A 13728-nucleotide genomic window follows, 5' to 3' on the forward strand; every position below is an offset into this window, starting at 1 on the left:
GTCATTCGGCACATTGAAAGCGCATGCATTCACCCCAACAGCGAAAGGCTGGGGTCAGACCCGCCGGGTCTGACCCCGGGGTCTGCTCTTGGGGTGAACTCGGAAGAAGTGTCGGACACCGGTGTTTCGTCGGGCCGTCGATGCCTCATGCGAAAACCGGTGTTCGACACCAGCCGCCCTGGCGCCTCAGCGAGCCGGGACGGTCATGCGTTTGCAACGGTCGCTCGCCCCTCTTGTGATCATTATTATCTTTTTTGACATTCCTGTTGAGCGGCCGTCGATGATAGCGCTACATTAGTAAGCCATCACTGGCGTAACCGAGTCTTCCTCATCCACTTCCACAAGGAGCACATTGTGCGCAAGACGTACCGTTCAGTCACCCTCGCCGCGGCCACCGCCGCCCTGCTGATCACCGGCCCGGCAGCCCATGCCGCGCTCACCACGTACACCAGCCAGTCGGCCTACCTTGCCGCGGTCGGCGACACCGGCGTCGATACCTACGACGACCTCGACATCGAAGCCTACGCCACGCCGTTTCACCGCGAGGCCGGGGACTATACCTATGTCGCCACCACGGGACCGACCAGCACGAACGCCTACGGCGCCAGCGACAACGACATCGACTGGTACCTGAGCACCGCGCAGCGCGAAGACACGCTGACGTTCTCCAGCTTCGGCACGCCGATCGCCGGCGCCGGCGGCTTCTTCTTCGGCGGCGACATCGCCGGCTTCACCGTCGATGCGCCGTACATCATCGTCGCGGCGACCGACAGCACCGGCGCCACGCTCACCTACACGGTCGAGCATCCGACGCCCACGTCGTTCCTCGGCTTCGTTTCCGATGGCGTGATCGTGTCGCTGTCGGTCACGTCCGGCGGCCAGGACGGCCTGGATGGCGGTGGCATCTATGGGACGGTCAACGACCTGCACCTGTCGGTCGCCGCGCCCGTGCCGGAACCGGCCACCTACGGCATGCTGGCCCTGGGCCTGGGGGTGATGGGAGTGATGGCGCGCCGGCGGCGCAACGGGTGACGGGAACACCGGCCCGCGGCGACCGCGGGCCGGTGACGGCGCCGGCTCAGGCCTGCGCGGCGGCGATCAGGCGCTCGGGCTTCAGGATGGCCCACTGCTCGAACAGCCCGGTGCCGAGCAGTTTCCCTTCCGCGTACACGCGCACGCGGCCTTCGTAGGGTGCCGGCGTTTGCACTTCCGGCTCCTTGCCGAGCGGGAGCCGCTGGCCTTGCAGGAAGCGTTTCGCCAGTTCGGCGCTCAGTTCGATGCGCGGGAACGTCGACAGCAGCGCATCCACCGGTGCCAGCAGGGACAGGGGCGCGGCGTGCCCCTGCACTTCCTCCAGCGTCACCATGTTCGATGCCACCAGCGCGCCGACGCCGGTGCGCCGCAAGGCGTTCAGGTGCGCGCCGCAGCCCAGCGCCGCGCCGATGTCCTCGCCCAGCACGCGGATGTAGGTCCCCTTGCTGACCGTGGCTTCCAGGCGCAGGAACGGCGCCTCATACGACAGCAGTTCCAGCTTGTGGATGACGACGTTGCGCGCCTCGCGCTCGAGCGTGATGCCGGCGCGGGCATATTCGTACAGCGGCTTGCCGTCGCGCTTCAGGGCCGAGTACATCGGCGGCACCTGCGCGATCGGGCCACGGAAGCGCGCCAGCACCGCCTCGATGTCCTCGGCGGTGATGGTGGCGGGATCGCGCGCCAGCGCGGGATCGGCGTCCAGCACCAGGCCCTCCGTGTCGCCCGTGTCGGTGCGCACGCCCAGGTGCACGGTCGTCACGTAGGTCTTGTCCGCTTCCAGCAGATCTTGCGAGAACTTGGTGGCCTCGCCGAAGCACAGCGGCAGCAGGCCGGTGGCGAACGGGTCGAGCGTGCCGGTGTGGCCGGCCTTCTTCGCGTTCAGCACGCGCTTGGTCTTGATCAGCGCATCGTTCGACGACAGGCCGACCGGCTTGTCGAGCAGCAGGACGCCGTCGACCAGGTCGCGTACCCGCTTCACGCGGGCAGCCTTGACTTCCTCCGTCATTCTTTTTCTTCGCCCGTATTTTCTTTGCCGGTATCTTCTTCGTAGTCCGCCGCGCGCGAGGCGTTGGCCTTGTCGATCAGGGCCGACATCGCCATGCCGCGCGACGCCGACGTGTCGTGCACGAAGTGCAGCTGCGGCAGCGTGTGGATGTGCAGGCGCTTGCCCAGCTGGTTGCGAAGGTAGCCGGCGGCGGCCTGCAGGCCGGCCAATGTGTTCTTCACCGTGTCGGGATCGTCCTTGAGCATCGTGAAGTACACCTTCGCGTGCGCATAGTCGGGCGTGAGCTGCACTTCGGCGAGCGTGAGCATGCCCACGCGCGGGTCCTTCAGCTCGAAGGCGATCAGTTCGGAAAGGTCTTTCTGGATCTGGTCCGCCACGCGCAGGCCGCGCGCGGGGATCGATTTGCTGTGTTTAGCCATGATGTCTTACCAATAAAAATATGGCGGGTGGCGCCCGCCCCTTTCGGGACGGACGGCACCCGCCTGGATACCGCGTGCTGCGCCGAGCGCTGCGCTTGGTGCTGCGATTACAGCGTACGTGCCACTTCCTGAATCTCGAACACTTCCAGGGTGTCGCCAACCTGGATGTCGTTGTAGTTCTTCAGCGACAGGCCGCACTCGAGGCCGGCGCGCACTTCCTTCGCATCGTCCTTGAAGCGCTTCAGCGAGTCGATCTCGCCGGTCCACACGACGATGTTGTTGCGCAGCAGGCGTACCGACGAGGAACGCTTGACCACGCCATCGGTGACCAGGCAGCCGGCGATGGCGCCGACCTTCGACACCAGGATGACCTGGCGGATTTCCACCTGGCCGGTGATGTGCTCGCGCTTCTCCGGTGCCAGCATGCCCGACATCGCCGCCTTCACCTCTTCGATCGCGTCGTAGATGATGTTGTAGTAGCGGATGTCCACGCCGTTGGTCTCGGCCAGCTTGCGCGCCTGGGCGTCGGCACGGGCGTTGAAGCCGATGATGACTGCCTTCGACGCGGTCGCCAGGTTGACGTCCGATTCCGTGATGCCGCCGACGGCCGCGTGCACGATCTGCACCCGCACTTCGGAGGTCGACAGTTTTTGCAGCGAGCCCACCAGCGCTTCCTGCGAACCCTGCACGTCGGTCTTGACGATCAGCGGCACGTTCTGCACTTCGCCTTCGGCCATCTGGTCGAACAGGTTCTCCAGCTTGGCGGCCTGCTGCTTGGCCAGCTTCACGTCGCGGTATTTCCCTTGACGGAACAGGCCGATTTCGCGCGCCTTGCGCTCGTCTGCCATGACCATGACTTCCTCGCCGGCGGCCGGCACTTCGGTCAGGCCCTGGATCTCGACCGGGATCGACGGACCGGCTTCGGTCACCGACTTGCCGTTCTCGTCCAGCATCGCACGCACACGGCCGTACGACGAACCGGCCAGCACCACGTCGCCGCGCTTCAGCGTACCGGACTGCACCAGGATCGTGGCGACCGGGCCGCGGCCCTTGTCCAGGCGTGCTTCGACCACCAGGCCGCGCGCCAGGCTTTCCACCGGTGCCTTCAGTTCCAGCACTTCGGCTTGCAGCAGCACGTTTTCCAGCAGCGCATCGATGCCCTGGCCCGTCTTCGCGGACACCGGCACGAACGGCGATTCGCCGCCGTATTCTTCCGGCACCACGCCTTCGGTGATCAGTTCCTGCGTCACGCGTTCCAGGTTGCCGCCCGGCTTGTCGATCTTGTTGATCGCCACCACCAGCGGCACGCCGGCCGCTTTCGCGTGGGCGATCGCTTCCTTCGTTTGCGGCATCACGCCGTCGTCCGCCGCCACCACCAGGATGACGATGTCGGTGGCCTTGGCACCGCGGGCACGCATTGCCGTGAAGGCTTCGTGGCCCGGGGTGTCCAGGAAGGTGATCATGCCGCGCGGCGTGTCGACGTGGTAAGCGCCGATGTGCTGCGTGATGCCGCCGGCTTCGCCCGACGCGACTTTCGCGCGGCGGATGTAGTCCAGCAGCGACGTTTTACCGTGGTCGACGTGGCCCATGACGGTCACGACCGGAGCACGCGGCTTCGCTTCGTGATGCGTCTGTTCGCCCTGGTCGGCCAGGATCGCTTCCGGATCGTCCTCGGCGGCGGCATGCGCCTTGTGGCCCATTTCCTCGACGACGATCATCGCCGTTTCCTGGTCCAGCACCTGGTTGATCGTGCACATCTGGCCCAGCTTCATCAGCTGCTTGATCACCTCGGATGCCTTGACAGCCATCTTGTGGGCCAGTTCGGCCACGGTGATGGTTTCCGGCACGTGCACTTCCTTGACCACCGCTTCCGTCGGTGCCTGGAAGTTCGATTCGCGGTCATCGTGGTGCGAATTGCGGCCACGGCCACCGCGGCCGCCGCCGGCACGCCAGCCATCGCGGCTGGCCGGGCCGGCGCTCGTGCCACGGCCCTTGCCGCCGCCCGGTGCGCCGCGCTTCTTGGCGTCGTCCGACCAGGTCGACGACACGTTGGCCGACTTGATCGACTTGCGATCGCCCGGCTTTTTATCGTCTTTCTTGTCGGTCGTTGCCGGCGTGGTGGTGCCCGGCTTCTTGTCGGCCGGCTTGTGCAGCGTGCCAGCCGGCGCGGCCGGCTTGGCGGCCACGGGTGCCGGTTCCGGCGCCTTGATGACGCGGCGCGGCTGCGCCATCATGGCCTTGATCTGGGCCACTTCGTCGGCCACGGCCTTGCGGGCACGCTCGGTTGCCGCGGCGCGTTCGGCGGCTTCCTTGGTGGCCTGCTCGGCTTTTTTCTTCGCTTCCTCGGCGTCGGCCGCGCGTTTCTTGTCGGCGGCTTCCGTGTCGGCCTGCTTCTGCGCATCGCGTGCACCGGCCTTGTCGGCGGCTGCCTTCTCGGCGGCCGCTTTCGCGGCTTCCTCTTCGGCACGGCGCTTGGCTTCCGCTTCTGCAGCAGCGGTGGCCTTGGCTTGCGCTTCCTTCTCGGCGTCCAGGCGCGCCAGTGCCTCCTGCTTTTCACGCAGGTCCGCTTCCTGGCGGGCGATCAGCTCGGCCTGGCGGCGTGCCTCTTCCTCGCGGCGGGCGTTCTCGGCTTCGTCGACCACCGGTGCCGCCGGGGCGGGCGTGGTGGTCGCGGGCAGGTCGTCGCGCTGCACGAAGGTACGCTTCTTGCGCACTTCGACCTGGATCGTGCGGGTCTTGCCAGAGGCATCGGCCTGCTTGATCTCGTTGGTTTCCTTGCGCGTGACCGTGATCTTCTTCTTCTCGCTCTGACCTGCCGCGCCGTGCGTGCGGCGCAGGTGCTCCAGCAGCTTGTCCTTATCATCTTTCGACAATGGATCTGACGCCGAGCTCTTCTCGACGCCGGCGGATCGCAGCTGCGTCAGCAGCAGGTCTGCAGGCATCTTCAGTTCGGTGGCAAATTGGGCTACGTTGTTACTCGCCATTCAGTCCTCTTTTCTATGTGTCGCGTAGATGAATAATTACAAGCTTGGCTGGTTGGGGTGTCCAGGGCGCTCAGGCCTTGGCCGCCTCGGCCAGCGACCATGCCTTGGCCTGCAGGGCCTTGGCACGATCGTCGTACTTTCCGTCGACCAGCTTCATTTCATCGTCGGTCACATCTTCAAATTCATTTTTAATCAGTTCAGTTGCACGGTCCGTCGACAGCGCCAGGATGGCACCGAATTCGTCGTACGCCAGGCCGGCGAACTGTTCCAGCGTCTTGATGCCCGCCAGTCCCAGCTTGCCTGCCGTGATGCGGTCCATGCCTTCGAGGCCGACCAGGCCTTCGTCCATCCCTTCCAGCCCTTCTTCCGAAGCGATCGCCTCCGTCACCAGCGCATCGCGTGCGCGGGTACGCAGTTCGTTGACGGTGTCTTCGTCGAACGCTTCGATGTCCAGCATTTCGGAGATCGGCACGTAGGCGATTTCTTCCAGGCTGCTGAAGCCTTCCTCGACCAGGATGTCGGCCACTTCCTGGTCCACATCGAGCTTCTCCATGAACAGCGAGCGTACCGCCGCCGTTTCCTGGGCCGCCTTGTCGGCCGATTCCTCGGCCGTCATGATGTTGATCTTCCAGCCGGTCAGCTCGGAAGCCAGGCGCACGTTCTGGCCGGAGCGGCCGATCGCGATCGCCAGGTTTTCCTCGTCGACGACGACATCCATCGCGTGCTTGTCTTCATCGACCATGATCGACGACACGTTGGCCGGGGCCAGCGCGCCGATCACGAATTGCGCCGGGTCTTCCGACCACAGCACGATGTCCACGCGCTCGCCGCCCAGTTCACCGGTGACCGCCTGCACGCGCGAACCGCGCATGCCCACGCAGGTACCGATCGGGTCGATGCGCTTGTCGGCCGTGAACACGGCGATCTTGGCGCGCACGCCGGCATCGCGGGCAGCCGATTTAATTTCCAGCATGCCCTGCTCGATTTCCGGCACTTCCAGCTCGAACAGCTTCATGATGAATTCCGGCGCGGTGCGCGACAGGATCACCTGCGGGCCGCGCATGTTGCGGTCCACGCGCAGGATATAGGCACGCACGCGGTCGCCGATACGCAGGTTTTCCTTCGGGATCATCTGGTCGCGCGGCAGGCGGGCTTCGATCTTGCCGGATTCGACGATCGCATCGCCGCGTTCCATGCGCTTGATCGTGCCGGTCACCAGCGCGTCGCCGCGCTCGAGGAAGTCCTGCAGGATCTGCTCGCGTTCGGCATCGCGCACGCGCTGCAATACGACCTGCTTGGTGTCCTGCGCGAAGCGGCGGCCGAATTCCACCGATTCGATCGGTTCTTCGATGTATTCGTCGACTTCGATATCGGGGATTTGCTCTTTGGCTTCGAACAGCAGCACTTCCTGGTCGGGCAATTGCAGGCCGGCTTCGTCGGGCACCACGTGCCAGCGGCGGAAGGACTCGAATTCACCGGAATCACGGTCGATCGAAACGCGGATGTCGACTTCGCCTTCATAGCGTTTCTTCGTGGCTTGCGCCAATGCGAATTCGAGCGCGCCGAATACCACGTCCTTGTCGACGTTCTTTTCGCGCGCAAGCGCGTCCACCAATAACAAAACTTCGCGACTCATGCTTTGCGGCTCCTAAAATCCACCTGTGGCACCAAGCGTGCCTTATCCATATCCGCGAGCGTGAAATTCAGCACCGCAGGACCATCTTTACTTTCAAATTCAATACCCAGCTGGTCACCTTCCGGTGCCTGCAGGATGCCCTGGTAGGACTTGCGGTTGGCCGTGCCCGGCAGCGCCATGCGCAGCTTGACGATGGCCTCGTGGCCGGCGAAACGCTCGAAATCGGTCAGCTTGCGCAGCGGCCGGTCCAGGCCGGGCGAGGAAATCTCGAGCCGTTCGTACGGCACGTTTTCCACCGTCAGCACGTGCGACAGCTGGTGGCTCACCGTGGCACAGTCTTCCACCGTGATCGGGCCCTTTTCCTCTGCGTCCGCAGGGAGGAAATCGATATACACGCGCAGCAGGCCGCGCTCGGCCCGTTCAAAATCGACCAGTTCGTAGCCGAGACCCGCGACGGTCTTCTCAATCAGTTCCGGCAGTTGCAAAGGAAAATCTCCAGATCGGGGCCCGTCGGCAAACTCGCCGGGAACCCGCTAAAAAACAGTTCAAATAACAGCTTGTTTTCCGCTCACCAGGCGCCGGCTGGGCGCTTACTTTTCCGTGAGCAAAAAAAAAATGGGCAACTGCCCATCTTCTTGTCCTACTGGCCAGTTGAAAGCATCTTTTTGAGGAACAGGCTCTTCAAGGGAACAATCCCTTAAGGAAACTATCCTTTTGGAGAACTTTTACTAGGCCGCTTATTATAACGGCATATCCATTTCGCTGCAATGCCGCATAGGCAAAGCGGACGCCGTTACAACAGAGTCAAGGTTGGTTTTTATACCGCCGGGTGGCGGCAAACCGGAGAAACGGAGGACGCGTGGCGCTGCTCGCAACGCCACGGACCGGCAGATGTCCTATATACGGACACTGTGCGAAATATCAAGGAGCCAATCCGAAACCCTATCCCAGTCCCGGCCTTGCAAGGCCGGGCCGTTCGCCAGGCGTGGAGCAGGCTCCACGAAACCCCTGGCTTACCCCTTTCTGCGCCGCGGCATGCCGTGGTCGGTCGCGCCGCCGCGAGGTTGCCCGCCGCCACGGCGCTGCGGCTGGCCGCCGAAGCCGAACGTGGTCTGCAGCGGGTCCGGCTGGCGCGGGCGCCCGCTCTTGCCCTGCTGCGGACGGCCACTGCCCTGCTCGCCCAGGCCGGCACGGCCGACGCCGCCCTGGCCACGGCCGGCACGACCGAGGCCGGAACCGGCGCCGAAGTAGCTGCCGGCACCCTGGCCGCCCGGACGGCCGCCACGTGGCGCCTGGGGGAACGGATCGGCATTCTTGTTCGAGATATCCATCCGGTTGAAGTTCGGCTCGCTGTCGCGCTCGCGGCCACGGCCACCGCCACCACCGCGCTTTTCACCGCGCTCGCCGCCATTGCCATTGCGTTCGCCGCCATTACGCTCGCCGGCATTGCGTTCGCCACCACTGCGTTCGCCCACCGGACCGGCCTTCTTGTCACCGGGGGCGGCCTTCTTCTCGACGCCCACGAAGGCCATCAGGTCGCGCACGGTGTTTTCTTCCATCTCTTCCCAGCGGCCGCGCTTCAGGTTCGACGGCAGCGTCAGCGCGCCGTAGCGGGTGCGGATCAGGCGCGACACGGTCAGGCCGACGGCTTCGAACATGCGGCGCACTTCGCGGTTGCGGCCTTCGCCGATCACCACGCGGTACCACTTGTTGACGCCTTCGCCGCCACCGTCAGCGATCTTGGAGAACTGCGCCAGGCCGTCTTCCAGCTCCACGCCGGCCAGCAGCTTCTGGCGCATGCCTTCTTCCAGCTCGCCGAGCGTGCGCACGGCATATTCGCGGTCGATGTTGTAACGCGGGTGCATCAGGCGGTTCGCCAGGTCGCCGGACGTGGTGAACAGCAGCAGGCCTTCGGTATTGAAGTCCAGGCGGCCCACGGCCAGCCACTTGCCGACCTTCATCTGCGGCAGGCGGTCGAACACGGACGGACGGCCATCCGGATCGTCATGCGACACGATCTCGCCGGCCGGCTTGTGGTACACCAGCACGCGCGGCGGCTTCTTGGACACTTTCCGCTGGATCAGCTTGCCGTTGATGCGCACCGCATCGGTCGGCAGGATGCGCTGGCCGATGTGGGCCGGCTCGCCGTTCACCGACACGCGGCCGGCGACGATCAGGTCTTCCATGTCGCGGCGCGAACCGAGGCCCGCCTCGGCCAGCACCTTGTGCAGCTTCGGCGCGTCGTCTTCGGCCGTCAGGTCGCGGCGCACCGGCTTTTGCTGGCCCTTGCCGCGGGCGCCGTCTTCCTTGTCGAACGCTTCGGAGGTGACGAACGAGAACACGGCATCGGCTTCGCTCAGCTTGCCGTTACCCTGGCGCTGGCCTTGCGCGCCCTGGCGCGGGCCCTGGCCCTTGCCGCGGGGATTCTGCGCATTCCTGTCGTTGCGGCCACCTTCTGGACGATTACCCTCGGGACGGCTGCCTTCAGTACGAGTACCTTCTGGACGAGTACCTTCAGGACGATTCCCCTCGGGACGGTTGCCTTCGGCACGGACGCCTTCGCCGCGATTGCCGTCGTTCCTGTTCCTGCCCTTGTTGCGGCCACCTTCGCGGCGCGGCGCCTCATCGCGCGCGGCGCGTTCCTGCGGCGCGGCTTCGGCCTGCACCGGAGTGCCCGCATTCTCTGCGGACTGAGCGGCGGACTGGGCGGCCGGCTGGGCCGGCTGTTCGGCCGGCTGCGCTTCGGCCGCCGGCGCCTGCTCGGCCTTCAATGCCTCGCGCACGGCGCGCTCTTCGCGCATCTGGCGCGGACCGCGCGGCGCGCGGGGCTTTTTCGGCGCCGCTTCCGCGTGGCCTGCCGCTTCGGGAGCCGCGCTGGCGACTTCGGCGGCCGGTTGCGCTACCGCCGGGGCCGGCGCGGCCACGGTGGCGGCTTCGCTCGGGGTTTCCGCCTTCGGCTTGCGGGCCCGGGGCTTCTTCACGGGCGCTGCGTCTTCCGCGGCCGCGGCAGGGGTGGAAGCAGCGGCCGGAGCAGCAGGGGCCGGAGCAGAAGCAACTGGCGCTTCCGCGGCGGGGGCGGCTTCGACCTTCTTGCGGGTGCGCTTCGGCTTGGCCGGCGCATCGGCCGATTCCGCCGGCGCGGCGGCTGCCACGGATTCGGCTGCCACTGGTGCGGCTGCCGCTTCGGCGGCGATCTGCGCCTTGGTGCGGCGCTTCGGCTTCACGGCCGGTTCAGCCGGCGTGCCGGTCTCGATAATGTTCTCAGTATTGTTCATGCGTGTTTTCTTGCGTGGGCTCAGCGTCAGGCGCCTGCACCGCATCGGTGGCGGATGCTTCCCCGGGCGCTACATTGTCAGTGACATCGGCGGCATGTGCCGCCTTCTCGAAATTCTCCTGCAGCGCGGCTTCGAGCATCTCGATCGAATTGGCGTTCTGCGTATCGCTGATTTGCTGCAGAGGCGGCAGCTGGGACAGCGACTGTAAGCCCAGGTCATCCAGGAACTGTTTCGTGGTGCCGAGGAGTGCCGGACGGCCCGGCACATCGCGGTGGCCAATCGTATCGACCCAGCCGCGTTCTTCCAGCATCCGGATCGTCTGCGAATTCACCGCCACGCCGCGAATCTCCTCGATATCGCCGCGTGTCACGGGCTGGCGGTAAGCGATGATCGCCAGTGTCTCGAGCGTGGCCCGCGAGTACTTCTGCGGCTTTTCCGGATTCAGGCGATCCAGGTACTGCTTCATTTCGGGCCGGCTCTGGAAGCGCCAGCCGGAAGCCAGGCTGACGACTTCGACACCCCTGCCCTGCCAGTCCTGCCGCAATTGCTCCAGCAGGGACCGTATTTCGTCGGCGCTGATACCGTCCGCCAGCGGGCGGCCTGCATCGTCGGCGTCGACAAACAGCCGTCGCAAGCTTTGCACCGGTAACGGCTCACGCGCGCACAGCAATGCGGTTTCGAGGACTTTTTTCGCCTCAGCTGTATCCATATACCAACATGTGGTCGCCGCGTCCGGCTGGAAAATTCCGCTGATAATTCAATGAACACCTCAGAGGATTACCTCAGAGAATTTTCTCAGTAAATTGTCTCAGCGGATTGCCGGAAACACCGGGGCGTAAAGCCCGGGGGCCGCCTGGGTCGGTGATCAAACCCGGGCGTCAGTTATCAAATTAGGTCAACGATGGAGCGAAGTGTTTTCAAGACCTGAAAACCTTGTCGGCCTGCCCGGAAGAGTTGCGGGATCGGGTGGCGCCGTTTCATCCAATGACGGGCATTGTACTCCATAAAACCGCGGGAAGTGCAATTCGCGGTGTCAGGCGGATTTATGGGGTAACCGGCAAGTATAACCCGGTCAGCCGGCCAGCCGCTCAGCGAGGATTGCGGAAACGCCAAGGAAGGCCGGATATTCCGCCGTGATGACGAAGGTGGGAATGCCCGACAGATACTGGCGGAAGCGGCCCTTCGCCTCGAAGCGGGCGCGGAAGCAGGAACGGTCGAAGCGCGCGCCCAGCTTGGGCACGATGCCGCCGCCGATATAGATGCCGCCCTGCGCGCCCAGCGTGACCGCCAGGTTGGCGCCGATCGTGCCCAGCATGCCGCAGAAGGTTTCGATGGCTTCGTCGCACAGCGCGCAATCGCCGGCCAGCGCACGGCGTGCGATCTCGGCCGGGGTGAGCGCCTCGGCCGGCAGCTTGCGGTGATCGGCCAGCGCACGGTAGATCAGCTCGATGCCGGCGCCCGACATCAGCCGCTCGGCCGACACGTGCTCGAATTCGCGCCAGGCGAACTGCAGGATCGCCACTTCGGTCTCGTTGACGGGCGAGAAGCTGACGTGGCCGCCTTCGGACAGCAGCGCCGTCCAGCCCGACGGGCCGGGGATCAGGCCCGACACGCCCAGGCCGGTGCCGGCGCCGATCAGGCCCAGCGGCGTATCGGCCACCGCCGCGCCGCCGCCCACCTGGCGCTTGTGTTCGCCCAGGAACGGCAGCGAACGGGCCAGCGCCGTGAAATCGTTGACGACCGCCAGCACCTCGAAGCCGCACTCCTGGCGCATTCCTTCGATCGAGAATTCCCAGTGGTGGTTGGTCATCCGCACGTAGTCGCCGGTGACGGGATTGGCGATCGCGATCGCGCCATGGCGCACCGCGGGCGCGGCGGCCGCCACGTCCGGCAGCGCCAGGTAGGCTTGCAGCGCCGCGGCCAGCGTCGGATATTCCGCGCCGGGCAGCACATGGATGTGGCTCACCTGCCCGGGCGCCGACTCCAGCGCGAAGCGGGCATTGGTGCCGCCCACGTCGGCCAGCAGCCTGGGCCCACCGGGAAATGCGGTAACGAGGATCTGCTGCGCGGGAGTCGACATGGCGTTCATGGGCACGAGAGAGAAAAATGAACCCCAATGCTAGCGGATTTCTTGGCTAACGCGCAAGAGTTGGCTGTAGTTTGGGTACAAACAGCGTGATGAGTGTGGGAACACTGCAAAATCACGCTGGTAGTATGACTACCAAAAACGGTGACAGGCTCCGATGCCGTGAAGTGCAGCCCACCCCAACGGCAAATTCCGGGGTCAGACCCGGCGGGGTGAAGCGGGGGTTTCGCAAAGCCTGCTTCGCGCCTGCGCAACGGTGCTGGCATGCATGCCAGCATTCCTTCCTGACCCCAGCAGTTTGCTGTTGGGGTGGACCGAAGTTATCGCGGTGCATCCACCGCGGGAACCTGCTCGCCGACGACGATCGTCTCGCCGGCCCGGAAGGCGGAGTTATAGGCTTCCAGCCCGCCATGCAGCGGCCGGGCCAGCGCATAGCCCTGGTCGTGCAGCTGCTTGGCCACGCTGGCGGCGGTGACGTCGTTCGGGCAGCTGCAGTAGACCACGATATGCCGGTCGCGCGGCAACGCGCCCAGCAGGGCGGCCAGGTTGCCGTCCACCGGCAGCGCGCCGGGCACCGGCGGGTCCAGCTGGCGCGCCGTGGCGCTGCGGGCATCGACCATCACCGGTTCGTGGCCGGCATCGAGCAGCGCGCGCAACTGTTCCACATTGATGCGCTCGGTCTGCATGGCGCGCTGGAAGCGGCGCCGCTCGACATACTTGAACAGCACGAACAGGGCCAGCAGGATGCCGAGCACGGCCAGCGCGGTGCCGCCCATCGTCGACAGGATTTCCAGCACCTCGTCGATGTTCTCGTTGAAATACACGCCGATCAGGATGCCCGTCAGGCTCCACAGCAGGCCGCCCACCAGGCTGAACGCCAGGAACAGCGACAGGCGCGTGCCCATCGCGCCGGCCATCGGCGGCGCGATCGTGTTGAAGCCCGGGATGAACTTGGCCACCACCATCGACTTCACGCCCCATTTCCTGAAATTGTCCTCCGTCTGGGAGACGCAATAGTCGGGCGACAGGGAGATCCGGCACAGCAGCTTCAGGATGCGCTTGCCGTAGCGGCGCCCCGCACTGAACCAGAACAGGTCGGCCATCACGCAGCCGGCCAGCGCCACCGCGAGCACGCCGGGCAGCGGGGTGCCGCCATTCATGGCCAGCGCGCCGGCCACGATCAGCACGGGGTAAGCGGGAATCGGCGCGCCCATCTGCTCGACCAGGACGACGATGAAGACGATCAGTACGCCGTATTCCTGTAACAGATAGATCAAGTTCGCCATAGTC

Annotated in this window: 10 protein-coding genes; 1 reads left to right on the top strand and 9 read right to left on the bottom strand. The window is 65.4% G+C overall.

Annotation, left to right across the window (positions count from 1 at the left end; all coding sequences use genetic code 11):
• Positions 1–354: 354 nt before the first annotated feature.
• Entirely contained in the window at positions 355–1032 is a 678-nt protein-coding gene (locus tag EYF70_RS22790; protein ID WP_165497776.1) for a PEP-CTERM sorting domain-containing protein, read from the top strand.
• Positions 1033–1078: 46 nt separating this feature from the next.
• Here EYF70_RS22790 and truB read toward each other — a convergent pair whose 3' ends face one another.
• From truB to EYF70_RS22835, 9 genes are all read right to left on the bottom strand, one after another.
• Positions 1079–2038 (bottom strand): tRNA pseudouridine(55) synthase TruB, encoded by a 960-nt coding sequence (truB, locus tag EYF70_RS22795; RefSeq protein WP_131147438.1) that lies wholly within the window; start codon positions 2036–2038, stop codon positions 1079–1081.
• Positions 2035–2457 (bottom strand): 30S ribosome-binding factor RbfA, encoded by a 423-nt coding sequence (gene rbfA / locus EYF70_RS22800; RefSeq protein WP_131147439.1) that lies wholly within the window; start codon positions 2455–2457, stop codon positions 2035–2037. The genes truB and rbfA overlap by 4 nt, the downstream gene beginning before the upstream one ends.
• A gap of 107 nt (positions 2458–2564) precedes the next feature.
• A complete protein-coding gene (gene infB / locus EYF70_RS22805) occupies positions 2565–5441 on the bottom strand; it encodes a translation initiation factor IF-2 (protein ID WP_131147440.1) in 2877 nt (958 codons plus the stop codon).
• 70 nt (positions 5442–5511) lie between these two features.
• The gene (nusA, locus tag EYF70_RS22810) at positions 5512–7077 is read right to left on the bottom strand and encodes a transcription termination factor NusA (protein ID WP_131147441.1); all 1566 of its coding nucleotides are present in this window, start codon (positions 7075–7077) and stop codon (positions 5512–5514) included.
• Positions 7074–7562: a ribosome maturation factor RimP gene (rimP, locus tag EYF70_RS22815; protein WP_131147442.1), complete on the bottom strand. Its 489-nt coding sequence runs from the start codon at positions 7560–7562 to the stop codon at positions 7074–7076. Before rimP ends, nusA begins: the two co-directional genes overlap by 4 nt.
• 528 nt (positions 7563–8090) lie before the next feature.
• Positions 8091–10352, bottom strand: coding sequence for a 23S rRNA pseudouridine(2605) synthase RluB (gene rluB / locus EYF70_RS22820; protein WP_131147443.1), 2262 nt, complete (start codon positions 10350–10352; stop codon positions 8091–8093).
• Positions 10339–11061, bottom strand: coding sequence for an SMC-Scp complex subunit ScpB (gene scpB, locus EYF70_RS22825; RefSeq protein WP_131147444.1), 723 nt, complete (start codon positions 11059–11061; stop codon positions 10339–10341). Before scpB ends, rluB begins: the two co-directional genes overlap by 14 nt.
• Positions 11062–11424: 363 nt before the next feature.
• Positions 11425–12441, bottom strand: coding sequence for a glucokinase (locus EYF70_RS22830; protein ID WP_131147445.1), 1017 nt, complete (start codon positions 12439–12441; stop codon positions 11425–11427).
• A gap of 317 nt (positions 12442–12758) precedes the next feature.
• Positions 12759–13724: a VTT domain-containing protein gene (locus tag EYF70_RS22835; RefSeq protein WP_131147446.1), complete on the bottom strand. Its 966-nt coding sequence runs from the start codon at positions 13722–13724 to the stop codon at positions 12759–12761.
• Positions 13725–13728: the final 4 nt, after the last annotated feature.

It is taken from the genome of Pseudoduganella albidiflava (assembly GCF_004322755.1).
GTDB lineage: Bacteria > Pseudomonadota > Gammaproteobacteria > Burkholderiales > Burkholderiaceae_D > Rugamonas > Rugamonas albidiflava.